Consider the following 26,976-nt stretch of genomic DNA (forward strand, 5'->3'; position numbering starts at 1 on the left):
AAACCTGCTAATGTTGCGCTCCTCCTACACCATTCGCTCGGAAGAACAAGCTTCTATGCTTCTGTTTGATTCAATTGGCTGGGAACAAGCCGAGACTCCGGCATATTCATTTAACGGCCAGAACCGGACGGAGAGAAGTTGTGTTATTTTTCAGTACACCTTATCTGGAGAGGGTAGAATTGAAATAGACGGGGTTGTTCACCCATTAACAAAGGGCAAAGCTTTCCTAGTGACTGTCCCCAGTATACACAGATATTATTATCCGGAGGAAGGTACAGAGCCCTGGGAATTCATTTGGCTGAATGTACGAGGACCTCTAGCTATTTCACTCTGGAACCAGCTGATCGCACATGGCGGTCCCATTATAGAACTCCCTCAGGAATCGGTTCCGATGGATTTATTGTGGAGTATGTTCAAGGACATACAGGTTGATGAGGAAAGAGATTTGCATTTTCTAACGGGGAAAACCTTTCAGTGGATATTGTCCATGGAGAAATACCTCAAGAAACCGAATTTGTTAACCACCTATATAAAAAATGACAAACTTCATGCTGCTATACAATTTATGAAAAATGATCTGCACAATAATAACCTTAGCTTAGACGATGTCGCCGCACATGTTGGAATTTCCAAACATCATCTTTGCAGGCTATTTCAAAAAAACATCAATCTCTCGCCTTTTGAGTATTTAAGAAGGAGACGGATCGAGCTGGCAGCATCTATGCTGAAAACAACAGATCAGACGATCTACCAGATCGCTGTGGACACCGGGTTTGACAATGCCAGCTATTTCGGCAAAGTCTTTCGTTCCTATTTTGGAGTCAGCCCCTCCACTTACCGCGAGCAGGATCTGGAGTTCCTGTCCAAACATGTGTTTTTTGAAAATTGATGTTGCTCGGCATAACCGTTCGGCTTCGATAGAGCTGAGTGGCATGCGTGGCGTGCTAATTCGGGGCCGGTGGATGCAAGTAGTAACCATTCAGATTTGGTGGCGCCAACTCAAAACCATCCCCCGCCGCTTTCGGACCCAGATGACGCTATTTGCTAATTTTTCGCCTTTTGAGCACAGTTTCGGACTCCAGTGCAGCTATTCCTTCGAAAGAGGTGCTTATTGAGTACTTTTCGAGCTAATAGCGACTATGCGGTCCGATAAAACTCCAAATGTGTGGAAAGAGAGCGGTTAGCGGCAGTTGAGTCCGATAGCACTGTGTTGGCTGAGTAAGTAACTTGCAAGGCGTACCAATTCGCGTCCAGCAGTCCCCGGCTAGGTAAGCATCTTGTTAAACACCCTAATTCGCGTACGGCAGCACCGAGTCACACCCATCCCCCGCCGCTTTCGGACCTCAATGACGCTATTTGCCAATTTTTCGTCTTTTGAGCACAGTTTCGGACTCCAGTGCAGCTATTCCTTCGAAAGAGGTGCATATTAGGTACTTTTCGAGCCAATAGCGACTATGCGGTCCGATAAAACTCCAAATGTGTGAAAAGACTGCAGTTAGCGGCATCTGAGTCCGATAGCACTGTGTTGGTTGGGTAAGCAACTTGCATGTCGTACTAGTTCGCGTACAGCAGTCCCCGGCCAAGTAAGCATATCTCGCAAAGCGCCCCATCCAATAACAGCTTCGGGCGCGCAGCTAGTCACAAAAGAACTCAAAAAAGGAGAAAAAAAAGGAAGGTGCCCAGCAGCCAATGGCTTTTGGGCACCCTCCTTTTTTGATTAAACTTCTCTAAGCACGAAAAGTAGGCTTCTGAAATCGCCCTCTAGCTGTGGAAGCGTGAGTCCGAAGTGCATCAGCTCATCCCCTCTGTATACTCCGCCGTTAAGCTCAAGCTTATACGATTTCGCAGGGTCGAGTCCTTTCAGACGCAATCTGCGCAACGGTGGATTAGGCCCGGCCAGAACTTGGAAGTAGGTGGCGAAGGCTTCTTTTTTATCAGCGGAAACAAACATCCATGCCGTCTCGTTTCCTTCAAAAGGACTAAGCAGTCGATAGAAATCACCGTACTGAATCAGCATTCTCAGTTCCTTGTACTCCGAAACCTGCTTGCGGATATCCTCGCGTTCAGCTTCAGTAAGCTTGGTCAAATCCAGCTCGTAGCCGAAATTACCCGACATCGCGACATGACCACGTGTCTCCAAAGGAGTAATACGATGTACCTGATGGTTAGGAACAGCCGACACATGCGCACCCATTGAACTCGCAGGATACACCATACTTGTTCCGTATTGGATCTTCAATCTTTCCACGGCATCCGTATCATCGCTAGTCCAGGTCTGTGGCATATAATACAGCATTCCCGGGTCAAATCGTCCGCCACCGCCGGAGCAGCTTTCGAATAAAATATGAGGGAAACGGGAAACGATACGTTCCAGCACATCATAAAGTCCAAGGATATAACGGTGTGCCGTTTCGCGTTGACGTTCGGCTGGAAGAAGCGCTGATCCAATCTCCGTCATATTCCGGTTCATATCCCATTTCACATAAGTAATCGGAGCAGATGACAATACCGAGCTAACTGACTCGACGATATAATCGCATACATCCTTGCGGGATAAATCCAGCACTAGCTGCTGGCGGGCTAACGAACTTTTATGCCCAGGTACATGGAGACACCAGTCTGGATGTTCACGGTAAAGATCACTTTCAGGCGATACCATTTCTGGCTCGAACCATAATCCGAATTCCATGCCCATTGCCGTGATATCTTCGCCTAGCTTTCCAAGACCTTCAGGCAGCTTGCGACGATCCTCTACCCAATCTCCCAGGGAGCTGTCGTCGTTATCACGTTTGCCGAACCAGCCGTCATCCAGCACGAACAGCTCCAGGCCTAGCTCTTTGCCTGCTTTAGCAATTTCTTTGATTTTATCCGCATTAAAATTAAAATAAGTCGCTTCCCAGTTGTTGATCAGAATAGGACGCTTGCTATCGCGGAATTCACCTCTGCATAATCGGGTCCGATACAGACGGTGATAGGTTCTCGATAATCCACCAAGCCCTTCACTGGATCTTACCAATACGGCTTCTGGAGCCTGAAAGGATTCGCCCGGTTCAAGCAACCACTGAAAGTTAAAAGGTTGAATACCGATCCCTACTCTGGAAATTCCGTATTGATCCACTTCTGCTTGGGCAAGGAAACTTCCGCTATACACAAGGCTGAACCCGTAAACTTCGCCATGATCCTCTGTTGCATCTTTTGCAAGCAAGGCCATAAAAGGATTCTGCTGATGGCTACTGGAGCCGCGTTTGCTGTCAATCCGCTGGATGCCAGGAACGAGTGGTCTTTTGTGAATATGGCGTTCTCTAGTCCAAGTACCGGATAATTGCAGCATGTCATAGTCAGAATCATGGAAGTCAACATTCGCGCTTAATACTCTTTTCAGAACCAGATTGTCCTTACCCAGATTCTCAATCCGCACGGAACGTGTTATAACATCCTGATTGTTAAATACGGTATAGCTCAAGGCAGCGATCAATCCTGTTTTATCATCTTGCAGTATAATTTCCAGGGTCTCTGCTTCTTCTTCACTTTCAACATAAGTAGCAGGCAGACCCTTGAGTGCAGGTTTTCCTTTATTAATGGTGTGGCTCTTATAACGGAAATCCGTTACGGTCGTGCCATCTACTAGGTGAACCTCAAGTGCCGGCTCGCGGAAATCACCGTTTCCATAAGAAGGGAATTCGCTTGGCAAGGTGTCGAGGGAGATATTTTTATCCTCCTGCAAATAAGTTGGACTAAAAGAGCAACGTTCCACCAAATTCAACGGATGTTGAAATTCTCTCCCTGCCAATTTTGGGCCCCAGTAGACATGCGCTGGAATAACACCTTTGATCATTTCAATAATATAGCTGGATTTCTCAGACTGTAAATGAAACACCTTGCGGTTGTCATCATAATAAATACCCATAATATGTTTGCACTCTCCTTAAGGTAGCTCAATAGAACGTTTATTGTTTGTAGTTAATGCTTCTTCGAAGTCTATTTTAGAGTGAAATGGAAGGGTATACAATCTTAATATCTATACCTATTATAGTAAAATATTGATCTATCTATACGCAGGATCTAAACCACTAGAATATATATCATCAAACTATCATTTGGAGATTGGTAGCCTAGGATATAGTAGGAAAATAACCTTTTTCTTAAATATCAAAGACGGAACGTACAGTAAGCTGGGCACGCAGTTCCTCAGCCGTAGCTGGTTTATCGAGATCTTGTTTGGCAACCGTAACGATTCTTGAAACGCTAGCTGACAGGTCGAAATAGTTATCACTGAAGATCGCATCTCTTTCCTTGAAATCAAGTCCGACGAAACGGGCATATGCTTTTGACTTCACAGTATTTTTAAAATTATTAATAAAGACCCTTTTAACCTTATGTAACGTGATGGAAATCACATGATTTAATGTAAAATAAATGAATAATTTAGAAATGAAATACAATCATCTTAATCGATGCATGATATGCTCTAGAAAGGGAGATAGGATTGAAGTTGGATTTGGAAGAATTGAATGTGGATTCCTTGATTCAGATGCTTAAGGCATCATTTTCATTTGAGAATTGGGATGCCATGATTGAAATTGCAGACAAGCTACACGAACAAATTTCCATCATATATGAAAACAATAGTAACCTCATAAGAGGTACTAAACTGAAGCGGAGTATCCCCTATTATTTTGGATATAGCTCATGCGCAAAAGGTATAGCACTACAAAAGACCGGTAAGTATGACGAGGCAAAACTATGTATTCAGAAGTATGCTGACCTGGGCTGGATAGTAGGTTTAGATGAAGAGGGTATTTATGAAGTCGAATATTACCGCAATATAGCAAAAGCCAATTCATACGTTATCGATCTGCTGGAAGGCAAAATGGGAGTCCTGCATAAATACGTTGAGTTTATTAGAAAAAGTGATGACGAAGAATTATTGCCGGGACTCATTACAATCTTAGAATCTTCGATAATACATGATTATTCCGTTGATTGGATTCTCAAGGAATTCAAAATCAATGTTGATGACATAGGAGAACATGAGACTATTGTGAACATCAAATACCATGAGGATTACATTTATTTGCTGGCGATGTATTACTATAAACAAGAGAATTTGTACGATACGATCAACACTATTCTAGAAATCTTATTATTAAGCATCAAGCTAGACGATGATACAGGCTTCAAAAAATCAGCAGCGCTCTTTGAACTCCTTAGAGACCACGCCGATCAATCACAACTCAAAGTGCATCACAACATCATGAAAACAATAATCGAAAAAGAGTTTACTAGGTCCTTCAGCTCGCGAATCGAGTTCAGCAAAATACACAGTTAAGCATCACGGAGGTCGTCGTTGACTGGATTATATAGTTGGTTATAAAAAAGGAGTGAGTCTCCGGTTAATGGAGGGAATCACTCCTCTAGGGTGTGTTGGTCCCGGTCCATACGGTGCTTTCTGCGGGATTTATACCGTTCATTTCTCCGCATCCGCTTGATCAGCTGCATTCTGCGGGATTTATCCCGTTCATTTCCCCACATCCGCCCGATCGACTGCTTTCTGCGGGATTTATACCGCTCATTTCCCCACATCCGCCCGATCGACTGCGTTCTGCGGGATTTATACCGTTCATTTCGCCACATCCGCTCGATCAGCTGCATTCTGCGGGATTTATACCGTTCATTTCCCCACATCCGCCCGATCGACTGCTTTCTGCGGGATTTATACCGCTCATTTCCCCACATCCGCTCCATCAGTTGCATTCTGCGGGATTTATCCCGTTCATTTCTTCGCATCCGCTCAATCAGCTGCGTTCTGCAGGTTTATACCACTCATTTCACCGCATTCGTCCATCCATCCACTCCATCCGGAACATTCTAGGTATTTGTGCCTCTCTTTCGCCGCATCCACTCCATCCGCCACTTCCGCTCGATCCGTCACATTCTACGGTATAAATCCCGCTTCCACTCCAGCCGAGACCTCTCTACCCGCCCCACCATAAAGTGTTTTCACTCTCCCTCAGAACCTAATAAAATCACTTAATAAACTTGAACCCATTGAGATTCAATAAATATCCGCTTGAGCCGGTAAATTTCAAATATACATTATGCGTGCCGGTGGCGCCGCTGATTGCACATGTTTTAGTCACCCAGGTCTGCCAGCCGCCTGTTCCTGCTACCGGACAAGTTCCAACCAGAGTTCCTGTTGAGCTGTCCAGTCTAATTTCGATAGTTCCTCCCGATGTACCGCTCGCTACTCTTGCTTCGAAACTCGTGGGGCTGACGCTTCCAAAGTTAACATTATTAAACACGATATAATCGCCGTTCTCTATATAGCCGACATTCTGACCGCCTTCGGAACTCGCTTCATTTTTCACACCAGACATGCTGGTATAACGTTCTGCTTCGATCGTCGAATAGGCATCATAATAATTTGTTTTTAACCACTCCGCAGTGTTCCAAGTAACTTTTGAGACTCCGGCATATTGATTTACTGTGGAGACAACGCCAGATAGAGGAACTGTTTTATAAGCATAAGGCAATTGCTCGTTATACCCATAAGTGAATGTAAAAGGCGTAGATGGCGGGTTTGATTTACTCATATTTTCAACGCCGACTATTGATGATGACCAAGCCCACTGGCCAATGGTTGCTTTGTTATTCCAGTTCATTCCGCTAGTAAAGGCATTAAGGCCATTATTATCCCAGCTGCTGCCTGTATAGGTTGTTCCGCTACTAGTTGTTACTGTAGAATTTACAATTAAACTATGGTTCATCGCATCCTTAAACAATACGTCAAAAGGAGCATTCATATTGGCGGTATCATCCCCTTGACGCTCCGCACCAATCAGCGGTTCATTAAAAGCATTATAGACATTCGTGTCCCCCGCTATAGAAGCTCCATTTCTGGCGTTCATTCCACGCGATAATTTATCATTGCCGTATTTGGAGATTGCTGTAACGCTGTCGAGTGCATTCTGATGTGTAGAGTTATCAAAAGAATTATTAAATAAGTGCCCAACTCCTTGACGAATCATTGGCAGACGCGACCCAACATTTGTATAACGATTGTATGCTAAAGTTAAGCGAAGCCTTTGATTTCCATCTTTAATTTCCACACCGTTAGAACCCACATAATTCGTATAATCCTTGTCACCCGATCCTACCAAATGAACTTTGGAGTGATAGGCGGCATAAGCCATGATTTGATTTTTGGTAGCCCCTTCGTTACGCATTTTATAATAAAGGCTGGTGGAGGAGTTCAGTGATCCTGCTGCATATTTTTGCTCCATATATTCGATTGACTTATAAATAGAACTACTAGTCGCTGGATTTTGAGCTGCCGATAGACCAAATTCGTTCCAAGAATAAGTTACATTCGTTGAACCATTTTCCATATCAATCATTCCATCCGCGGCTATCGAAAACTTACAGTGGTCTATCCATACATTGTTTGCGCCATTTACCTTGATAAAAGTCCAGCCTACCTCTTTGTGCTCACCTGTATCATCCCATTGCCACATTTCATCAAAATTGAGATTTCTAATGACAATATCATTCACTGTGCTCTGTAATTTTAATTCGGCGTGTTTAATAGTTTTACCAGATGCTGAAAAAATCGTTAATCCATCAATATTGGCTATGCTTAATTTGGATACACCGGAGGTTATTAAGAGTGGGTTCGTGAATCCGTTTGATGGATCAGGATATTTTGTAACAAAACTATATTTTGAAATTTCAGTAGAATTTAGTGCTAATTCAGTCCACCCTAAGTTTAGATTATCTGTAACTTCAATAACTTTTACAGTACCACTGCCTGCATCCAAGATTGCTTGTAAAAACTCTCGGCCATTGCTGACCGCTCGATAATATGAGGTACCAGCATAACTGCTTCTATCTTTTACATCTAAAGATGCAAAACCAGGAACTGATAAAAAACTGCTGTCATAACTCTGCTCAACCTTAGATGTGTTAGGAATTGTATTTACCGTTGCCGCCTCTGCGTTGCCTGCTGGATTAAAGCAAGTTAAAGTCACCAATAAACTTCCCAGCATTAAACTACTTAGCACTTTTTTAATCATTTGATCCCTCCTACTTATTTTAGTGAAACGACCCTACCCGAATGATCACCCCCTTTAATGAAAGCGCATGCAACTATGTTATAAAAAAATCCCCTCCGATTGACTGTGATTAGACTCATCTACCATGAGGTCTGTTTCCACTGCCTACCTGAGGGGAATCCTACAAAACCATTGCTTGTTGCCTTATAAGTCTAGCTATACTAAATTTGGATCGATCATTTGCAGCGTTCCATCCACATTATATTTTAATTCAGTAACCTTCACACAGCGTTTATGGCTCACACCGTCCGACAAAGAACTATCATGATAAAATAGGTACCATTTGTCCTGAAAGTTCACGATGGAATGATGCGTTGTCCATCCGATCACTGGGGTCAGAAGTGTGCCTTGAAACGTAAACGGTCCCAGCGGATTGTCTCCAATGGCGTAGACGATTTTATGTGTGTTCCCTGTAGAATAACTGAGGTAGTATTTTCCCTCGTATTTATGCATCCAAGGACCTTCAAAAAATCTTCTTTCTTCATCGCCTGCCAGAATAGGACGTCCTTCAGTATCAATGATGGAGATTTCCATTAATTTGTCCTGGAAGGACAACATATCCTCGCTTAGCTTTGCCACGCGAGGTCCCAATGCAGGTTCGTGTGGAGCCGGCCCCGTGCCATCAGGCATGTAGGTATCCGTACTCCACTTCTCCAGCTGCCCCCCGCAAAGCCCACCTAAGATCAGATAAACCTCATCGTCATCGTCGCTGAATACGGCCGGATCAATGCTGAAGCTTCCCTCCATGTAATTCACTTTCGGCGTAAAGGGTCCTGCCGGTGAATCTGCTGTCGCCACACCAATCCGAAACACGCCGCTGAGATCCCGTGCCGGAAAGTAAAGATAATATTTTCCATTTCGGAAGGCAGCGTCCGGAGCCCACATTTGCTTGGATACCCACGGGACATCCTTCATATGGAGTATTTCACCATGGTCTACGAATTCTGCTGACCTATCATCCATAGTTAGAACATGGTAATCCTCCATAGCATAATGATCTCCATCTAAGTTGTTGGGAACGCTGATTTCAAGATCGTGAGACACATAAATATATAGTTTATCCTCAAAAACATGAGCCGACGGATCGGCAGTGTAAATATGTTTTATCAGAGGCTCATTCCGCTTCGAAACGTTAAGCATCTCCTTTGTTTTGGGTTATTCGGTTACTTGGTGATTCGGAACCAATCGATATCAAGATACCCTCCGTTGCCGGAACCTACGGCAAATAGACCTGTCTTAGCTCCCACCCAATGTCCTTCTATTGCTTGAAATGACTCTACAGGTACAGAAGTGAAGTCTGTACCCTCCAAGCTGTAGCCGAAATGGCAAGTCGCATCCTCTAATACCTTGACCCGCAGGAAAAGATTATCCGTGTCTATCAAAGGACATGACCACATTTCTGTCTCTCCCGTATCATCTCCTTGCATAAGCGATAGGGCTAGCGTCCCCTTCTGATCTTGGTCTTCTAATCTTCGTACCACCAAGCAACAATAACGATAACCAAAAATCATCAAACCTCCGGACTCCCCCATTTCCAGCCCCGAAGGGTCAACCTTGCAGGCTGCTGTAAACGAAAGTGCTGGGAATTTCTGCAGCAAGAGCTGCGGACTATGGTATAGCCCTTTGTTGTCTACAGGTTTATGTGCAGCATTTAACCGAAGATAGCTCTCTCTTGCCTCGAGATTATACCAAGACGATTCGGGGTTAGATTGCCACTGCCACTGCAATCCAAGCGTTGAAGTATCAAAATCGTCAGAAGTTGCTGGTACTGACACTGCGTATGCCTTCCCAACCTCAGGCTTCCGGTAACGTATCACTGGCTCTCCAGCCCCATCCCTTGCTTGAAGCTCTCCCATCAAAGGCCAGTCATCTACCCAGCTGACCGGCTGCAAATGAACGACCCGGCCATAAGGTCCTTTATCCTGGAAATGGACAAACCACGATTCGCCCGATTCCAGCTCCACTAGTCCGCCTTGATGCGGGCCGTTTACTAAGGTTTGCCCTTGTTGCAGAACGATCTGGTCCTCGTAAGGGCCCCAGATGTTTCGGGAACGGAACGCTGTCTGCCATCCGGTTGCCACGCCCCCTGCCGGAGCAAGGATATAATAATACCCGTTGCGCTGGTATAACTTTGGTCCTTCCAGGGTCGGATGATTTTCGGTCCCGTCATAGACAATTTGGCCTTCGTCCAGCAGCCCTTTACCGTCAGCGGACATTCGGCACAGCAGCAGCTTGTGCTTAATGCCGCTGCGGCTCTTCGCATAGGCATGAATCAAATACGCCTGTCCATCCTCATCCCAGAAGGGACAAGCATCAATTAAGCCTTTGCCTGCGTGAACCAAATGCAGCGGCGTCCATTCTCCGGCAGGGTCCACCGCTGAAGTCATCATGATGCCGACATCTGGATCTCCATAGAAGATCCAGAACTTCCCGGCATGGAATCTCAGGCTAGGTGCCCAGATGCCATTGCCATGCTGTGGACGGTCATATCCCTCCAATTTCATCTCCAGCACAGCATGATTGATGATTGCCCAATTGACTAAGTCCTTCGAATGCAGGATCGGCAATCCGGGAATGTGCCCGAAGCTTGAAGCGGTCATATAAAAGTCATCACCGACGCGAATTACGTCCGGGTCCGAATAGTCCGCATGCAGGATCGGATTGATATAAGTTCCGTCTCCCTGATCTGATACCCAAGGCTCTGCGTGTTCTCCAAGATTCATGAATTAATCCTCCCCATGTCCTTTTTCTTTTTATCCTTTAACCGAACCGCCTGTCAGACCTTGAATCAGATAACGCTGAATAAACATAAAGAGCACAATAGGCGGTATCAATCCAATAATACTTCCTGCTGCGAGCGATCCATATTCTACACTGTACTGGCCGATCAAATACTTCAGTCCGATTGGGATCGTAAATTTAGACGCATCTGTCAGGAATGAGAAAGCAACCAAGAACTCATTCCAGCAGCCGATGAAGGCGAACAGAGCAGTCGCTACGATCCCCGGCAGAATTACTGGCGTAATGATCGTGAACAAGACCCGGAATCTTCCCGCTCCGTCGACCATAGCCGCTTCGTCAATTTCCTTCGGGATACCGGATACAAATCCCTGCATCAACAGCGAGTTAAACGCAACCTGTGAAACGATATAGAACAATATGATCGCAAAAGGCGTATTCATAATCCCCATGCTCTTAAAAATCAGAAACAACGGGATGACGAACAAGATTACCGGAAGCATCTGAGTGCCCAACATCATAAGCATAAAAGCATTTTTTCCAGCAAATTTGAATCTACTCAAAGCATAGCCGTTGAAAATCGACAGCAATGTAATAAAGATCACCGACACCGTACAGATGAAAAGACTGTTTACGAAAAATCTCGAAAAATTGTTGACACTCCACACCTTTATGAAATTATCAAACGTAATTGGATGCGGAAGGTAACGAATCGTGGAGCTGATAATATCATTTTCATGTTTAAGGGAAGTTGAGATATCCCAAAGAAAAGGCAGCAGGACAAACAACAACGTAACAGTCATAGGGATATAGAACAAACACAAAGTGGTTAAAAAACGTTTAAGCTTACTCATTTTGGCCACCTCTGCTTAATTTCATATAGACGACAACGAAAATCATTAGAACAGCGAAGGAAAGAACCCCCATAGCCGAGCTATAGCCATAATTCCCGTTCAAAATTGCCGTCTGGAACATATAAATCGGGAGAGTGGTTGTCATATTCATTGGACCGCCGTTTGTCATCGTGAAGATCATATCGATGGAGTTGAACTCCCAGATGGCTCTTAGCATCGTAGTGAAAATAATGCTTTCCTTAAGATAAGGCAGGGTAATGGAAAATAACTTTCTTGCCTTTCCGCAACCGTCGACTTCGCACGACTCGTAGACTTCTTTCGGAATGGACTGCAACGAAGCAAGCAGCGCGACTGCGAAGAACGGGATTCCTCTCCATAACTCGGCCAGTACAACCGAACCGAATACGGTATGGGTGTTCGACAACCAAGCGATATTCTCGTGAATAATTCCTAACCTCTTCAAAAGATCGTTAATGACTCCGATATGCTGGTTGTACATAAGCGACCACAGCATTGTTGTAAGAACGCCTGATACCGCCCAAGGAATAAGCACGAGTGAACGTATAACGCCTCTAAATCGGAAGGCTTGATTAAGCAGCAGGGCCACACCTAAGCCGAACACGAGCTGAAGAACGACTTCAATAACCACCCACTTGATGGTTATCCATAGCGAGCTTGGGAATAGATCGTCATGGAATAAGATCTGCTTAAAGTTACTCCAACCGGCAAAACCGTCATCCATCGGTCGAGTCAAGTCATAGTTCTGAAAACTTAGTTGGAAGACTTGTAAAATAGGGTAGAACATAATGACCGCCATGAGAACGACAGTCGGAATGATCAGAACGTAAGGAAATATCCTATCGCTGCCGATCATCTTGTTTTTTCTCTTGGACGTTCCCGTCACTTGTCCTGTTGCTAATTGTTGTTTCACCTTCATGAAATAATCACCTCAATAAGAATAATAGGCTATGCATGAAGCTAGCTAAATAATATATCTTGCAAAGTTTGTTTGTTTTTTTGAAAATAAAAAATAGCAGCAAAAAAACAACCTCACCCCAGTCACCGACTGGAATAAGGCTGTTTGTGAACGCTTTCCAACTATTACGAGCTATGCTGCTGTCTATACTCAATCGGGGTAAACCCTGTATGCCGCTTGAACAAAACACTAAAATACTGGGTATTCACATACCCAATCTTCTCAGCAACCTCATATACCTTTAAATCGGTATGCACAAGCAGTTCAGTAGCTTTATCTATTCGTACTTGGACAACATACTCACAAAAATTAACGTCCGTATACTTTTTAAACAAGGTACTGACGTACGATGGCGTAATGTGGACCGTCTCCGCTACTTCTTTTAAGTCCAGATTCTCATTATGATAATGATTTGCGATATAATCCATAATCGTGCGAAGAATAGCTTGATGCGAATTGCTTGAATATTTGACCTGATCATGAAAAATAATCGATTGATCCATCCGGACATCCTTCATCTGAGTCGCAATCAATGCTTCCTCATAGGAGATGCCAATATGTTTAAACCCTTCGCCAATGCTGCCTATACCGATCTTGGCGTGAATTTTGAGATATTGCTCAATCATCACTGTTAAGCGGCGGGCAATATGCTCGGTATCCTGCTTCAGCTTCTCCGTATCTTCGTTTCGATAGTTGAACAGCAGATTGATCCGGTGGTTATATTGAATCGCATACACCTGAACCCCGTCGCAAATTGCAGATTCTAGCACCTCATTGCAGAGGTTTTTGAGAGTGAACAATAGCAGCTCCAAATCGACGGGTTTATTGGGTTTAAGAAACCTTCCGACACCGTCCAAGCTCAGAACAGCCATCACGAACATCGAGCCGCAGAACGTTAAACCGAGCAGCTTCGCCTCCCTATCAATCGATTCCTCATTCCCCGACCCAGAGATCAACTCGCTAAAAAATTGGTTCACGATAAGACCATGGCTTTTTATATCCTTCTCACGTTTTCTCCGCTCTTCCTCCAGTGCCTCAGATGCATTCATGATCGTCCGCAGGATTTTATCATTGTCTTCATACTTTAGTATGTAATCAAACGCTTGAAGCTGTAGAGCCTCCTTCGCATAAGAAAAATCATCATACCCAGTTAAGAAGACAATTTTCAAATCCAAGCCATTCTCCTTCACTTGGGCGGCAAGCTTCAGCCCATCCATGAAAGGCATGCGAATGTCCGAAAGCAGTAGATCCGGCTTCTCCCTTTGGATAAGCTCCCAAGCTTCCTTCCCGTCCACTGCAACTCCTGCCACCTGAATGTTTCCCTGATCCCAATGAATATTCCTGCGAAGCCCTTCCCGGATCCATTCGTCATCGTCCGCAATGACCAGCTTATGCACGATTCGTCACCTCATTTATCGTATATGGAATCCTTACAGTAACTACGGTATAAACCCCTTCTTCACTATCCAGCCAAATTCCGAACCCGTAGCCGAATTGCAGCGCCAACCGCCGGTGAACATTACGCAGCCCGAATGTCACTGGAGCCTCTTGAACATTCTGCGCTTGAATAGAAGTATTCATCTCCTGTACCTTCTCTACATCCATCCCTGCACCATCGTCGAAGACTTCAATTATTGCTGCATCCCCACTCGGCTTTCCTGTTATTCTGATGATCCCTTTTCCCTTCTTATTTTTAATGCCATGATAGATGGCGTTCTCGACAATAGGCTGCAAGGTCAGTTTCATGATAGGAAGATGCATAATGCTCTCTTCAACTTGAATCTCAAATTCAAAATCTTTCTGGTAACGGATATTTTGAATTTGCAAGTAGCTTTGAACATGCTCGATCTCTTCTCTAAGTGATATGACCTCTCTCCCTCTGCTAATGCCGATCCGAAAAAAGTGGGCCAGCGCACTAACCATTGTCGAAGCCTTTTCCTTCTCACCCAAATCAATCATATGTTTGATAGATCCGAGAGTGTTGTATAGAAAATGTGGTTGAATTTGCGACTGCAATGCTAATAACTCCATTTGCCGCTTCTGTTCCTGTTCATCCTTAACTTGCTCCAGCAATTGGCGAACCGAATCGACCAAATTCTCCAACCCACTGGCTAATACACCAATTTCATTTTGCTCTTTCAGCTGAAAGTTAACATTTAGATTCCCTTGTCTAAAACTCTTCACTTGTTTGGACAAATAACGGATGGGATTCGTCAGGCTGCTCGCAAAATAAGTTGCCATGATAATAAAAACTACGAGAATAACTGCTACGATTGTAAGCGTTATTGATTTAATCTGGCTTGCCTTGGCTAAGATATCGCTTTCAGGAACGATGGCGGCGAGCTTCCACCCATTCAGCGATAAAGTTGTAAAGTGAATCATCATATGTTGATCCGACTTGCTGTCCGCCCTTAAATCTCCCTGGTGATTGGAGTTATTACGGATATCGTTCACGATCTCATCGCCGATAGCGTACTGTTTGGATAACGGCTTGGAATACATCACCCCATCTGGACTGATCAGAGCCAACGAGCCATTGGGACTGATATTGACATTCTGTAAAATGTCGAGCAGATAGGATTCCTTCATATTAATGAGAGCCAATCCACTGACCTCAGAATCAAGATTTCCGATAATTTTAAATACGCTTACAACATTACGTTTCGTGACAGTTGTAAACACTTGATCCTCATGCGTATTCAACCAGTAATAACTGCTTTCTGCATCCTTTTGGTTATATCGGACCAGCCATTCATTAAGATTCACACCGACATGCCGGGGTATAAAGTCCTTCTGTATGTTGAAGGTCCGCCCATTATTAAACGTGACAAAAATAGAATCGATGACTTGCAAATGATTCCGGTAGGCTTCCTCGAACTGTTTATGAAGATCGATGATATCATCGTAGCGATGTTCTCCTTCGTCTTGTCCATTATCTAATAAAATATATTGAAAAGCTGAATTGTTCTCGATTGACACCAGCTGTTCGAAGATCGTATAAAGCTTGTCGTTAAGAAAAAAGCCCGTTTGCTCGGTCGTATCGCTTAGCAAATAATAAGCGTTTTGTTCGAGCTGCTTAACGGCGGTGAAATAGGAAAAGAAACCGGTAAGCGCAACGGATGACACAAGAATAGGCAGAAAATAGATAAGCAGCTTAATTTTGATTGGGCTTCTAGAAAGATACGAGATCATGTATTTCCCCCAAATGAAGTCGTTTCGGATTCTCCTCTTATCATAACTCCTAGCTCGAAGAGATGGGTTTGTTTTTTAACAGATCTTGTTTGTTTTTATTCAATTTCTAAAAAAAGAAAACGAGCCCCTTGGTTAGGACTCGTCTGTGGCTACTTTAAGGGATATTAACTGTTTTATTTCGAAGAGTCAAAACTTGCTTTTTCTTTTTCAAGCTGCTTTGCCCATTCATCCAATAGTTCTTTGGCACTCATCTTTTTGGCCATTACCTTCTGGATCATAGGCTCCATATTCGTCTGAACCTTGTTATAGCCCGGCAGATAAACGGGATTATCGGTAAACTTCGTGTCCGGTGAGCTCATCAGGTCTGCACCCGTCTTCACGTAAGGCACGTTTACAATCCAATCAGCATCCAAAGCATCAAGATAAGTCGGAATTTCGCCATAGAGCTCACCGTACTCACTATCATTATGCGTTACGAAGTACGTCATGAACTCCCATGCTGCTTCCTTATTCCCGGAGTTCTTTGTCATCATCATCACCGATGGTGTAACGCCGGGGTGAACGCGATAGCCTTTGGCACCCATAGGGAATGGAATGGCTGTAAATTTGGTTAAATCGTCATTGAACGCTTTACTGTGAGCGCTTGCGGAACCAAGGTTATGGAAAATCATACCTACCTTGCCGGACTGGAACGAAGCAGCCAATTCCGTCCAGCCTTTGTTTAAGTCATCTTCAGGTGTATTGACATTATAGCCGCTCAAGTATTTCTCCAGGAACTCTACATTCAGTGGATCGTTGATCGTTGCTTTGCCTTCTGGCGTGAAATAGTTCGTAATTCCCGAGTATGAATACATAAGATATTCCAGCGAAGTTGCACTTCCGGCTCCACCCCGTATAGAGTATCCGTAACGATCCTTGGACTTGTCAGTCAGCTTCTGTGCATTGTCAAAGAATTGATCCCATGTGTCCGGATTCGGTAGATTTGATTCCTTTAGCCAATCCGAACGAATCCATTCCATCCAAGGCAGCACGCCATAAGGTAATCCAAATAACTTCTTGTCAACTGGATCCGCTGCTCTCATTGAGGTAACCGAACCCGTTGTGATCTTGTCCTTTCCTTCCCAGCTATCAAAATAAGAATCGATTGGCTCGAGCACATCGCGGGCAATAAAGTCAGACGTAAAGTTATTGATCAGGTCCGGCCCTTGTCCAGCAGCAATAGCAACATTCAGCTTTTGAATATAACCATTCAAATCTCCAGGCACGCCCAAGTATTCAATTTTAATATTCGGATGCTCAGCCATGAACTCCTTCGTAACTTTTTGCCAGAATACATCACGGTCCGGCGTTGTAGCCGCAGCCCAGAACGTAAGCGTTGTCTTCTTGCCGGAATCTTTCGTTTCAGTGCCGCTGTCGCTAGTCGAGCTGCTTGGCTGGGGACTGGCATTCGACGAGTTATTGTTATTGTTACTGCTTCCGCAACCACTTAACACTCCTCCAGCCAACATGACCGAAGCCATGACAAGTGCCCAGCTTTTTTTTCTTTTGAACATGGTGTTGAACCCCCTCAAAATTCGTCGCTCAGTTGACGAACACCGGTTATTCGCCATGTTTTTAGTTTAACTTTCGTTCTTCTCATTTTACATAAGATTCTTTTCACACTTTGTTTGGATTTTTTAAAATCATACAAAAAAAGCCCCGATTGATTGCCTAGGGACTTTTTTTGCTTTATTTTACCCTATATTAAATCAAATCTACTTAACTGCCTAGCTTTCACTTCAAATAGTTCTCTAATGTTCTCCGTACCGCTCCTGGGCCTGCCATCATTTCCTGGAACATAACCTCAATCTTATCGCCTAGACCAATTGCGTACAACGGAACCCCAAAAAGTCGCTCATCTTCAAGAATGGGGCGCACACTTGCGGTTTGGTCTCCAAGCGAAACTCCTTGCAGGTAACCTTGCAGTGTTTCTAGTAACGGATCTGAACTCAATGTGAAGACCTCTCCAGCATCATTCACTCCTAGTAAGTAACGACACCACACCGCGATAGCCAGTGGAATCGCTGTTAGCTGCGCTGGATCGAGCTCCTCCCGTCGAATATAGGATTTAATAGTTTCACCGAACCGTATACCCACCTTCTGCGAAGTGTCTGTAGCAATCCGCTGTGGAGTATCGGGGATAAATGGATTGGCAAAACGCTCCGTAAGGACTTCGTCCAGGAACTGCTTTGGACTGAGAATCCCCGGGTCCACTACGACGGGCAGACCTTCTTTGTAACCGATTATCTCCACAAACCTCCGCAAAGTATCGTCCTTCATCTCATCCGCGATCAAGGTGTAGCCAAGCAGACAACCGGAAACAGCAAGCGCCGTATGCAGCGGATTAAGGCAGGTCGTTACTTTCATCGTCTCCACCTTGTTGACTGTCTCCCGGTCCGTAAAAATAATTCCGGCTTCCTCTAGTGGTGGACGTCCGTTCGTAAAGTTGTCCTCCACTACAAGGTATTCGCTAATCTCGGCATTTACGAAAGGAGCGGTATATGTGTTTTTGGAGGTAATGATTACATCCATATCGCCAATTCCCTGTTCCAGAAGCGCGGCCTGTACACTCTCCGAAGGACGTGGTGTGATTTTATCGATCATGGACAATGGAAAGGTTATTAATCGTTCATCTTCCAGATAGCGCACAAAGTCTTCCACAACAAGTCCTCTTTGGGCCCATTCCTTAGCGATGGACACAACACCGTTCTTCAACTTGTCGCCATTGTGTGAGCAGTTGTCCATGCTGACAAAGGTCATCGGATATTGGCCTTTCAGATATCTTCGATAAGCAAGCGAAGCTACAATGCTCATGACATGAACAGGATGCTCCGGTCCGCTCTCGATATCCTTTTTCACAATGCCAAGATATTTATCATGCGGATCCGTCAACGAGTATCCCTTCTCCGTGATGGTGAAGCTGGCCATTTGCAGGCTCGGATTCTCGAACACCTCGATCAATCGGCGGTACTCCGCTTCACGGTTTTTGTCCGCTGCGATTCCCTCCACAATACTGCTGACTACTCTTTTCTGAAAATCACCACGAGCATTCATCAGCACTAAAAGGGTCAGATTGTCGTAGGGCTTGTAGACTTTATCAATCATTTCGAAATCAAAGGTCTCCACCGCAATAATACCTGTATCCGACTTCCTGCTATCCAGCAGCTTCTGATGAGCATTTGCCACGAATCCCCTGAAAATATTACCTGCACCGAAATGAATCCATTCCGGTTTAAGCTGTGTATTGTTTGCTACCTGCTCATAGTCGAACTGTGGAAGCTCCACTCCAGCAGCTTTCCAAGCTGCTTTTTCCCCTTGGATACTGCTTCTGGTCAGATGCAGCATTTATTTTGCCTCCTTGACGTTGTCCAAGCTATCCCAGACACCAAGCAAATACATGATGCCCATAGCTCTATCATACAAACCATAACCCGGGCGGCAGTTCTTCTCTTCCCCCCACAGATGACGCCCGTGATCCGGACGTACATAACCAATGTATCCGTTCTCATGATAGGCTTTGACCACCTCGGCCACATCAACGCTTCCGTCACGCCCACGGTGCGACACCTCAATGAAATCACCGTTCTCAAATACCTTCACATTGCGGATATGTGCAAAATGAATACGGTCATGGAACTCGCGGATCATCGCTGGCAGATCGTTATCCGGATTCGTGCCGAGTGACCCTGTGCAGAACGTCAAACCGTTGTACGGGCTGTCCACCAAATCCAGAAAGCGGCGGATCATATCCCGATTGCGGATAATACGCGGCAGTCCAAAGATCGGCCAAGCCGGATCATCCGGATGAATAGCCATCTTGATGTCCACTTCCTCGCATACTGGAATAATGCGTTCCAGGAAATACTGGAGGTTGTCGAACAGTTTATCTTCCGTCACATCCGCATAAGCCGCAAACAGCTCATCTAGCTTCGCCAGCCGCTCCGGCTCCCAGCCCGGCATCGTGAACTGTCCAGCTCCCTTCAAAATCCGGTCCACCATCTCACGCGGATTATCGGTAATGGCAGCCTTTTCATAAAAGAGGGCATTCGAGCCATCAGGCAACTCTTTATACAGCTCTGTGCGGGTCCAATCGAAAACAGGCATAAAATTATAGCAGATCACCTTAACGCCAACCTTGGCGAGTTTACGAATGGTGTCGATATAAATATCGATATATTTATCACGGGTCGGCAAGCCGATTTTGATATCATCATGAACGTTGACGCTTTCTACTACAGCCGTGCTGAAACCCTTACTGGTGATTTGATCCGCCACTTCTTGGATCCGTTCCATTTCCCACACTTCTCCAGCTACTTTCTCGTGCAAAGACCAGACAATCCCCATTACACCCGGAATCTGCCGAATATGATCCAGCGTGATATTGTCATTGCCCTCGCCGTACCATCTCCACGTCATGTTCATTGATAAACCCTCCTGTGAATTCGTTTTCGTCTATCTTGTATACAAGATTTACTTGATCATAGAATAAGAACAATTCTTTGTCAATCACAAATTCATCAGGAATTTTATCATAAAAACAAGGAATTCCCACCCTATTTTCATCTCGATGATTCTAATGAACGAACTTATCATGTATACTAGTACTGTATCTGTCATCAACAATTGAAAGCAGGAACAGAAATGTCAATCAAAGCTGAAATTCTAAACACACTGAAGCAAGAAATCCTCACGCTGGCGTTAAAGCCAGGTACCATTCTAAGTGAAACAGCCTTGTCTGAGCGGTTTCAGATTTCACGTACGCCGTTGCGTGATGTTCTCAAGCAGCTTGCACTGGAATCTTATACCGATATCTACCCCAAAAAGGGTAATATTGTCTCCTTCATTGATCTTGAATCTGTTGAACAAATCACATACTTGCGTTGCACACTGGAAAAGGAGATCCTCAAGGATCTTTCTGCACAGCTTTTACTACCAGGAGTGCACGAGCTGAAGGAAATTCTTAAGAAACAAAAAGAAGTCATCGGGCAGGAGAATGCTGTAGATTCTTTCCTTAATTTAGACGACGAGTTTCACCGGGCCTTGTACAGGCTTGCTGGACGTGAGTATCTGTGGACTCTGATCCAGCAGTCGAATGTACATTATCTCAGGTACCGCAGACTGCACATGCTCAAGACCGACAAGCTGGAAGAAATCTGGAGCGAACACCAATCCATTCTTGAGCTTATGGTGCAAAAGGAAACCACCAATATCGGTCCGCTAATCCACCACCATCTTCGGGAAGATATTCATTCACTGGACTTTCAGGAGAACTTCTCGGAATACCTAAAAAAATAGTCGGCCAAAAAGCGGCTTGCCCATAAGTTAAGTGCCTTCCCGGATAAAACTTCGTGATAAGAAGAAACACATAAAATTTCTATTCCCTATTAAAAAAACAAAAAAACCTTGATTTCTCAAGGTTTTCGTAAAAAATGAACAAGGACTATAACACCACACTAATATCTTAAATCTGCACCGTTAGAGGTTATGACCTTTTTGTACCAGTAAAAGCTGTCCTTACGCAGACGCAGCAGCGTTCCATTGCCTGCATCATCCTGATCAACATAAATGAAGCCGTACCGCTTGCGCATCTCCGAGGTGGAAGCCGAGATCAGATCAATACAGCCCCAGCTGGTGTAGCCCATTAGCTCCACGCCATCGGCAATGGCTTCCGCCATCTGCTCAATATGCTGTGCCAGATACTCTATCCGGTATGGATCACGGATGGTGCCATCCAGTTCGAGTACATCTGCAGCACCCAGACCATTCTCTACTACAAACAAAGGAAGCTGGTAGCGGTCATGCATCTCCTTGAGCACAAACCGCAGCCCCTTTGGATCGATCTGCCAGCCCCAGTCGGAAGTTTTCAGGAAGGGATTCTTCAGCCCTGAGGACAGGTTACCTTCCGTGGTGGCCGTGATACTCTCATCCACACTGACTACTGAGGACATGTAATAACTAAAGGAAAGAAAATCTACAAGATTGTCCCGCAGTAAAGCTTTATCTCCCGGCAACATGGTTATTGTCACTCCATGCTGCTCCAAATGCCGGCGGATATAAGAAGGATAATAGCCTCTAACCTGAACATCGGAGCAGAACATTGCCATTTGGTTCTCCGCTTGCGCTTTCAGTACATCACCGGGATGACAGGAATATGGGTAGAGCAGCTTGCGGGCCAGCATGCAGCCGATCTGGAACTGCGGATTGATCTCCCGGCCCCGCTTAATCGCAAGCGCACTGGCTACGAACTGGTGATGCAAAGCCTGAAAAGCAACCTGCTTCTCATTTGACTTGCCATCCAGAATAATCCCTGCGCCCAGAAACGGCGCTTTGAGCGTACAGTTGATTTCGTTGAAAGTCAGCCAATACTTCACCTTATCCCGGTAACGGGTGAACACAGTCTCCGCATAACGGACGAACAGTTCAACCAGTTCTCTGGATTCCCAGCCGTTGTATTTGGTGACTAGGTGCACAGGCATTTCATAATGGGAAATGGTGACCAGCGGCTCGATATTATATTTGCGCAACTCATCAAAAACATCGTCGTAGAAACGCAGTCCCGCCTCGTTGGGTACCTGCTCATCGCCATTCGGATAAATACGTGGCCAGGAGATGGACATACGGAATACCTTAAAACCCATCTCAGCGAACAAGGCGATATCTTCTTTGTAGCGGTGGTAGAAATCAATCCCTCTGCGTTTGGGGTAATTTCCCTGATTATCATCCTGTATGGCCTCTTCTAGCTGTGGACCGGACATGGACAATAGCTGCTCCAGGCTCTGCCGTTCCTTAGGAGGACAATATTTGACTACATCAGCAGTGGACAAACCCTTGCCGCCCTCATTATACGCGCCTTCGACCTGATTGGCGGCTACCGCACCGCCCCACAGGAAGTTTTCCGGAAATGGATAAGTCATCGGTTGAGCCTCCTTTTATTAATTGGTGGCAGCAGTTGCTGCCGCTTTAGCTTCAGCCTGCTGTTCTTGCTCCAGCGCTTCGGCATCGGCTTTTTTGAAGAATGGATAGTAGATCATGAAGCTTGCGCCAATCATAACCAGCTGGAACGCACTTACGCGCCAGCCCCCGTTCATCCAGCCATTAACCAGCACCGGAATGCCCAGCGGTACCTGAATCCCGTGCAGCACAGGAAGGATACCCAGCGTCGTCAGAAGAATCGCCAGACCACTACTCACCAGCGGAGTCAGGATAAACGGAATCATAAACCGAACATTCAGCACCAATGGCATCCCGAAAATCACCGGCTCATTGACACCGATCAGACTTGGGATAATTGCCAGTTTACCAAGTGTCTTATAACGTGTAGATTTGGCGAACAACATCGCAATAATGAGACCTAACGTTGCCCCCGCACCACCGATCAGTACATAAACCGGGAAGAACGGTGAACCAATGATATGCGTACCTTCCACACCTCTTTGGTAAGCGTCCAGATTCTCAAGTCCCAAAGCCACCCAAATCGGGCCGACAACGGAATAGACTACCAAGGTGCCGTGAACTCCAAAGAACCACAGCAGGTGAATTACGAAGATGCAGATCAGCATCGCCCACCAGGTACCCCCCAGACTAGTCAGTGGCAGCTGGATAATCGAGAAGACAAACTCGTGCATATTGCCATATTTCGTTGCGGCGAAAATCGCCGTCAGCACTAGCATCAGAACCGCTACGATAAAACCAGGCGTAAGTGCGGCAAAAGATTTCTCGACCGTGGGCGGAACACCCTTCGGCATTTTGATATAGAATTTCTTTTCCAATACAAAGGTATAGATCTTACCTACCAGCAGTGCCAGGATGATTGCCACAAACAATCCCTTGGCGCCTAACCAGGAGTAACCAAATGCTTTGGTCACACCGTCATCCAGCAGACCTTTTGGTGTAACTAGCAAGAAACTCATCAGCGCCAAAATCCCTGCCGAGAAGCCTTGCTGCTTATGTTGGGTAGCGAAATTATAAGCGATGGAGAACACCGCGTAGAGTGCGATCAAATCAGTGGTTACGGTTGCCGGAATCGAAGTATAAGTTTTGAGTCCAGTGCTTTCCAGGAAATTCTGATAAGGATCAAGCTTGAGTGCATTAATCAGGGAAAAAATAGCGCCCAGAATCAATATTGGCATCAAGGCCATCAGACCGTTGGAAATAGCGCTGATATAGGTGTTTTTTTGGATTTTCGTGCTGACTTTCTGGATCTTGGCTCTCCATTCTGCGCCGCCTGCCATGACTTAAGCCCCCTTCTCCATCAGTTCAAGTGCTGTAGCCAGCACCTTGTCCCCATCCATCATGCCATAGTCCATCATATCGATCGTAGTTACTGGAATGTTCGGATATTCTGCGGCCAGATCGCCTTCGGCGTGTCCCATTTGTGGTCCAAGCATAATGATGTCAAAAGGCTTTTGATCGGCGATATCACTCTCCGCCACCGCATCAATAACCACTTCAACCCCTTGTGTCCGTGCCGATTCTTTCATCCGTTCCACCAGCATACTTGTCGAGAATCCGCCTGCACAGGCGAGCAATATTTTTTTCATCTTAGTTCACCGATCCTTTCAATTCTAGTTCGAGTGCTTTGCGTTCTTTGATTTCTTCGATCAATTCCACAGCCAGTTCTCTAACCGTCAGGGCATTCATCAAATGATCCTGCGCGTGAATCATCAGCAGCGTAATTTCTGTCTTTTCGCCCCGGCCTTCAGCCTGGATCAGCCCCGTTTGCACTTTGTGTGCTTTGGTCAGGCTGGTCTTGGCGTTCTTAATCATCTCGCCCGCTTCTTCCAGGTTTCCGGCGCGCGCGGTTCTTACCGCTTTTAGGCTAAGGCTTCTTGCCTCTCCGCTGCTGGCAATAATCTGCATAATCGTTTGTTCATAATCCATGGGTTCTCCACTCCGTATCGTCATTTTTTATAGTAGGTTCTCTATCTCATTCATAAATTGCTCATAACTATTCGTGTTTAGCAGCCGGTTACGGCTGTCTTCCTTCTCCATTAGAACCAGTAGCAGCTTGCTGATCTCTTTGTGCAGGAACAACTGCCCCGGACCCAGATTGATCAGAAAAATCAATTGGACCGGCTTCCCCTCATAGATCAGCGGTTTCTTCAACACGGTTACACTGATACAGTCGCGGATCGCGCTCATCCGCATCGGATGCGGGCCGGCCACCCCATTTTTGTAAATGGTGGTGAATTTCTGCTCTCTGAGCAGCACTTGTTCAGGGAAATCGTCAGCTGCATAATGATTGCCCACGATCTCCCGGCAGCGCTGCTTTAACAGATCCATGTAATCTTCGTCCGAACCAGACAGATGGAACAGCTCCCTGCGGAACAAATCCTTGAAATCCATCAGCTTGTAGGACGGTTCTGTACGATTAATCTGCAAAGACAATATTTCTTTGATCCGCTGAATCTCTTGATCATCCAGCAGCTGTTTGATATGGATCACCGGTTTTTCCTTAATCTCTGTTGCCAGCGGTACAGTAGAGAGAATCAGATCCACAGGCTTGCTGCTGATCTCCTCCACCTCCGTAATGGAGGCTGTGATCACCGACGCTTTGGGGAATACCGCTTCCAGCTTCAGCCGGATTAACTGGGCACTGCCCCCTCCCGTCGAGCAGATCACGGCAATCCGCTTGAACTTCTCCAGATTGCGCTGCTGCATCCGTTCCAGATGAGTGGCAAAATGCAACGCGACATACCCTGCCTCATCGCGCGACATCCGAAACCCGTACTGCTCCTCTACAATCTCAGCGAAGCGGAAGGAAATGACGAACACATTGGCATACTGGCTGTAAACATCCTCCACCAATGGGTTGCCGAGCTGAAGATTGTAATACAACCGGTTCAGCAGCGGGAACATATGCAATAGAAGCGCTTCGCGCAGCTCGTGATCTTGAGTGAATCCAGTGAGGAACTCGCGGTCCAAGCGCTCCAGAATAGCCGTAATTCCCTCCCGCAGATGCGATTTGGTCTCTTCCGACATCCGCTCCATAATGGTCTTGCCAGAAATGTGCAGCGCCAAATAATCAATCTCATCCGCCGGAAGCTTAATCCGGTAGTGAGAGGAGATAAAATCTGCGATGCTCCTAGCAATATCCTGATACAGCGGCTCAGGTGTTCCCTGCAAGGCTTGACCAGCCACAATGAAATTGTGCTTGGAAACCCGGTATAGAAGAATGAACAGATGGGTCAAGATATTATCCAGAAACACATCTGAGATCTTCAGTTCTTTTTCCTTGAGGATTTGCAGTAGAAATCCCTTAAGCTGCTCAGCATCAAAGTCCTGACTGAAGGCATGAAAATCCTCCGTATGCTGCAGCGTATGACCCGATTGCAAGATAAAGTAAGAAAAGGCTTTGCGGAAGTCTTGCTCTTCCCCCTCGATTTTCATGCCATAATGAGCCCGACGTTTCAAGCTAAGCCGGAAAGCGGCCAGTCGCTGCTCTACTTCCTTCAGATCAGAAATAATGGTAGAACGGCTGACGCCGATTTCTTCCGCCATGTTATCCATAGACTGATAGCCATCATTCTGCAAGAGATAAAATAGTAAATACTGCTGGCGTGACTGCTTATTATCGAGATCCACCTGATCCAGCTGCAGCATGCCTTTTTCCTGGTAGCTACTGAATTTGGCTTCATCACCAATCTCCAATAGATAACCCTGGCCGCGGATCATGCGGATACCAAAACCATTCGCCTCTCCTGTTTTGTCGAGTGCACGGATTACGTCACGGAGAGTCCGTTCAGACAACCCCACTTCGGCAATCAGCTCACTCATGCGCACAGGACTCTTGCGGGTATATAAAATATTAACAATCGTATATTCTCTCACCTTAAATTCCCTCATTTGTGATACTAGTATCGGATGAAGCACTCAGCTGGTTATGAATACATCATACGTGGAAGCGTTATCTTCTGAACAGTTTGTATTCTGCTGTTTGGAACGGCAGAAACTGACGGATAGGTAAATAACGGATTAAATTCTTAGCATACATTATTTGTGGCCACAAATCAGGAGGAAATATACAACAAAGAGGAGAGTGCCGATTAATTTGAGATCATCTTCT

The 26,976-nt window shown here is 45.4% G+C and carries 21 protein-coding genes; 3 read left to right on the forward strand and 18 right to left on the reverse strand.

Features of this window, described 5'->3' with window-relative positions:
• The first annotated feature begins 10 nt into the window (after positions 1-10).
• Positions 11-889: an AraC family transcriptional regulator gene (locus NYE35_RS23215; protein WP_036683178.1), complete on the forward strand. Its 879-nt coding sequence runs from the start codon at positions 11-13 to the stop codon at positions 887-889.
• Between the two features lie 828 nt (positions 890-1,717).
• Here NYE35_RS23215 and NYE35_RS23220 read toward each other — a convergent pair.
• Both NYE35_RS23220 and NYE35_RS23225 read right to left on the reverse strand, forming a co-directional pair.
• Entirely contained in the window at positions 1,718-3,907 is a 2,190-nt protein-coding gene (locus tag NYE35_RS23220) for an alpha-galactosidase (RefSeq protein WP_076099821.1), read from the reverse strand.
• Between the two features lie 235 nt (positions 3,908-4,142).
• The gene (locus tag NYE35_RS23225) at positions 4,143-4,397 is read right to left on the reverse strand and encodes a glycoside hydrolase family 2 protein (protein ID WP_341122497.1); all 255 of its coding nucleotides are present in this window, start codon (positions 4,395-4,397) and stop codon (positions 4,143-4,145) included.
• An 89-nt stretch (positions 4,398-4,486) separates the two neighbouring features.
• Here NYE35_RS23225 and NYE35_RS23230 point away from each other — a divergent pair, with 89 nt between their 5' ends.
• On the forward strand, positions 4,487-5,329 hold the full coding sequence (locus NYE35_RS23230) for a hypothetical protein (RefSeq protein WP_076207951.1): 843 nt from the start codon (positions 4,487-4,489) through the stop codon (positions 5,327-5,329).
• A gap of 77 nt (positions 5,330-5,406) precedes the next feature.
• Here the strand turns inward: NYE35_RS23230 and NYE35_RS23235 are convergent, their stop codons facing one another.
• The 11 genes from NYE35_RS23235 to uxuA all read right to left on the reverse strand — a co-directional run bounded on the left by NYE35_RS23235 (position 5,407) and on the right by uxuA (position 20,333).
• The gene (locus tag NYE35_RS23235) at positions 5,407-5,787 is read right to left on the reverse strand and encodes a hypothetical protein (RefSeq protein ID WP_341122112.1); all 381 of its coding nucleotides are present in this window, start codon (positions 5,785-5,787) and stop codon (positions 5,407-5,409) included.
• 239 nt (positions 5,788-6,026) lie between these two features.
• Positions 6,027-8,072: a carbohydrate-binding protein gene (locus NYE35_RS23240; protein WP_341122113.1), complete on the reverse strand. Its 2,046-nt coding sequence runs from the start codon at positions 8,070-8,072 to the stop codon at positions 6,027-6,029.
• Between the two features lie 195 nt (positions 8,073-8,267).
• Positions 8,268-9,251 (reverse strand): glycoside hydrolase family 43 protein, encoded by a 984-nt coding sequence (locus NYE35_RS23245; RefSeq protein WP_341122114.1) that lies wholly within the window; start codon positions 9,249-9,251, stop codon positions 8,268-8,270.
• Positions 9,252-9,274: 23 nt separating this feature from the next.
• Positions 9,275-10,834 (reverse strand): glycoside hydrolase family 43 protein, encoded by a 1,560-nt coding sequence (locus tag NYE35_RS23250; protein WP_341122115.1) that lies wholly within the window; start codon positions 10,832-10,834, stop codon positions 9,275-9,277.
• A gap of 30 nt (positions 10,835-10,864) precedes the next feature.
• Positions 10,865-11,704 carry a carbohydrate ABC transporter permease gene (locus NYE35_RS23255; protein ID WP_076275145.1) on the reverse strand — a complete coding sequence of 280 codons (840 nt, stop codon included), beginning with the start codon at positions 11,702-11,704 and terminating at the stop codon, positions 10,865-10,867.
• Positions 11,697-12,641, reverse strand: a complete 945-nt coding sequence (locus tag NYE35_RS23260) for a carbohydrate ABC transporter permease (RefSeq protein ID WP_076128908.1) — start codon at positions 12,639-12,641, stop codon at positions 11,697-11,699. Before NYE35_RS23260 ends, NYE35_RS23255 begins: the two co-directional genes overlap by 8 nt.
• A 164-nt stretch (positions 12,642-12,805) precedes the next feature.
• Positions 12,806-14,077 carry a response regulator gene (locus NYE35_RS23265; protein ID WP_341122116.1) on the reverse strand — a complete coding sequence of 424 codons (1,272 nt, stop codon included), beginning with the start codon at positions 14,075-14,077 and terminating at the stop codon, positions 12,806-12,808.
• Positions 14,070-15,872: a sensor histidine kinase gene (locus NYE35_RS23270; protein WP_341122117.1), complete on the reverse strand. Its 1,803-nt coding sequence runs from the start codon at positions 15,870-15,872 to the stop codon at positions 14,070-14,072. Before NYE35_RS23270 ends, NYE35_RS23265 begins: the two co-directional genes overlap by 8 nt.
• Before the next feature lie 173 nt (positions 15,873-16,045).
• Positions 16,046-17,425 carry an ABC transporter substrate-binding protein gene (locus NYE35_RS23275; RefSeq protein ID WP_341122119.1) on the reverse strand — a complete coding sequence of 460 codons (1,380 nt, stop codon included), beginning with the start codon at positions 17,423-17,425 and terminating at the stop codon, positions 16,046-16,048.
• A gap of 220 nt (positions 17,426-17,645) precedes the next feature.
• Positions 17,646-19,256: a mannitol dehydrogenase family protein gene (locus NYE35_RS23280; RefSeq protein ID WP_038572720.1), complete on the reverse strand. Its 1,611-nt coding sequence runs from the start codon at positions 19,254-19,256 to the stop codon at positions 17,646-17,648.
• Positions 19,257-20,333 carry a mannonate dehydratase gene (uxuA, locus tag NYE35_RS23285; protein WP_038572722.1) on the reverse strand — a complete coding sequence of 359 codons (1,077 nt, stop codon included), beginning with the start codon at positions 20,331-20,333 and terminating at the stop codon, positions 19,257-19,259.
• A 219-nt stretch (positions 20,334-20,552) separates the two neighbouring features.
• On the opposite strand from uxuA, the gene NYE35_RS23290 reads away from it, so the two are divergent.
• The gene (locus NYE35_RS23290; RefSeq protein WP_036683283.1) at positions 20,553-21,206 is read left to right on the forward strand and encodes a GntR family transcriptional regulator; all 654 of its coding nucleotides are present in this window, start codon (positions 20,553-20,555) and stop codon (positions 21,204-21,206) included.
• Between the two features lie 158 nt (positions 21,207-21,364).
• On the opposite strand, the gene NYE35_RS23295 is transcribed toward NYE35_RS23290, so the two are convergent.
• From NYE35_RS23295 to NYE35_RS23315, 5 genes are read right to left on the reverse strand one after another with little or no spacing between them, the layout of a single operon-like run.
• Complete coding sequence (locus NYE35_RS23295; RefSeq protein WP_341122120.1) at positions 21,365-22,825, reverse strand: glycoside hydrolase family 1 protein; 1,461 nt, start codon at positions 22,823-22,825, stop codon at positions 21,365-21,367.
• 18 nt (positions 22,826-22,843) lie between these two features.
• Positions 22,844-24,142, reverse strand: coding sequence for a PTS sugar transporter subunit IIC (locus tag NYE35_RS23300; protein ID WP_036683289.1), 1,299 nt, complete (start codon positions 24,140-24,142; stop codon positions 22,844-22,846).
• Positions 24,143-24,145: 3 nt separating this feature from the next.
• Positions 24,146-24,451 (reverse strand): PTS sugar transporter subunit IIB, encoded by a 306-nt coding sequence (locus tag NYE35_RS23305; RefSeq protein ID WP_036683292.1) that lies wholly within the window; start codon positions 24,449-24,451, stop codon positions 24,146-24,148.
• 1 nt (position 24,452) lies between these two features.
• Positions 24,453-24,791 carry a PTS lactose/cellobiose transporter subunit IIA gene (locus NYE35_RS23310; RefSeq protein ID WP_038572728.1) on the reverse strand — a complete coding sequence of 113 codons (339 nt, stop codon included), beginning with the start codon at positions 24,789-24,791 and terminating at the stop codon, positions 24,453-24,455.
• Between the two features lie 27 nt (positions 24,792-24,818).
• Positions 24,819-26,741 carry a BglG family transcription antiterminator gene (locus NYE35_RS23315; protein WP_341122121.1) on the reverse strand — a complete coding sequence of 641 codons (1,923 nt, stop codon included), beginning with the start codon at positions 26,739-26,741 and terminating at the stop codon, positions 24,819-24,821.
• Positions 26,742-26,976: the final 235 nt, after the last annotated feature.

The organism is Paenibacillus sp. FSL L8-0494, from assembly GCF_038003695.1.
Lineage (GTDB): Bacteria > Bacillota > Bacilli > Paenibacillales > Paenibacillaceae > Paenibacillus_AQ > Paenibacillus_AQ odorifer.

Coding starts and splice junctions, on each gene's coding strand:
- NYE35_RS23215 (WP_036683178.1), top strand. CDS start 11: ATGTTGCGCTCCTCCTACACCATTCGCTCGGAAGAACAAGCTTCTATG.
- NYE35_RS23220 (WP_076099821.1), bottom strand. CDS start 3,907: ATGGGTATTTATTATGATGACAACCGCAAGGTGTTTCATTTACAGTCT.
- NYE35_RS23235 (WP_341122112.1), bottom strand. CDS start 5,787: ATGCGAAGAAATGAACGGGATAAATCCCGCAGAATGCAACTGATGGAG.
- NYE35_RS23240 (WP_341122113.1), bottom strand. CDS start 8,072: ATGATTAAAAAAGTGCTAAGTAGTTTAATGCTGGGAAGTTTATTGGTG.
- NYE35_RS23245 (WP_341122114.1), bottom strand. CDS start 9,251: ATGCTTAACGTTTCGAAGCGGAATGAGCCTCTGATAAAACATATTTAC.
- NYE35_RS23250 (WP_341122115.1), bottom strand. CDS start 10,834: ATGAATCTTGGAGAACACGCAGAGCCTTGGGTATCAGATCAGGGAGAC.
- NYE35_RS23255 (WP_076275145.1), bottom strand. CDS start 11,704: ATGAGTAAGCTTAAACGTTTTTTAACCACTTTGTGTTTGTTCTATATC.
- NYE35_RS23260 (WP_076128908.1), bottom strand. CDS start 12,641: ATGAAGGTGAAACAACAATTAGCAACAGGACAAGTGACGGGAACGTCC.
- NYE35_RS23270 (WP_341122117.1), bottom strand. CDS start 15,872: ATGATCTCGTATCTTTCTAGAAGCCCAATCAAAATTAAGCTGCTTATC.
- NYE35_RS23275 (WP_341122119.1), bottom strand. CDS start 17,425: ATGTTCAAAAGAAAAAAAAGCTGGGCACTTGTCATGGCTTCGGTCATG.
- NYE35_RS23280 (WP_038572720.1), bottom strand. CDS start 19,256: ATGCTGCATCTGACCAGAAGCAGTATCCAAGGGGAAAAAGCAGCTTGG.
- uxuA (WP_038572722.1), bottom strand. CDS start 20,333: ATGAACATGACGTGGAGATGGTACGGCGAGGGCAATGACAATATCACG.
- NYE35_RS23290 (WP_036683283.1), top strand. CDS start 20,553: ATGTCAATCAAAGCTGAAATTCTAAACACACTGAAGCAAGAAATCCTC.
- NYE35_RS23295 (WP_341122120.1), bottom strand. CDS start 22,825: ATGACTTATCCATTTCCGGAAAACTTCCTGTGGGGCGGTGCGGTAGCC.
- NYE35_RS23300 (WP_036683289.1), bottom strand. CDS start 24,142: ATGGCAGGCGGCGCAGAATGGAGAGCCAAGATCCAGAAAGTCAGCACG.
- NYE35_RS23305 (WP_036683292.1), bottom strand. CDS start 24,451: ATGAAAAAAATATTGCTCGCCTGTGCAGGCGGATTCTCGACAAGTATG.
- NYE35_RS23310 (WP_038572728.1), bottom strand. CDS start 24,791: ATGGATTATGAACAAACGATTATGCAGATTATTGCCAGCAGCGGAGAG.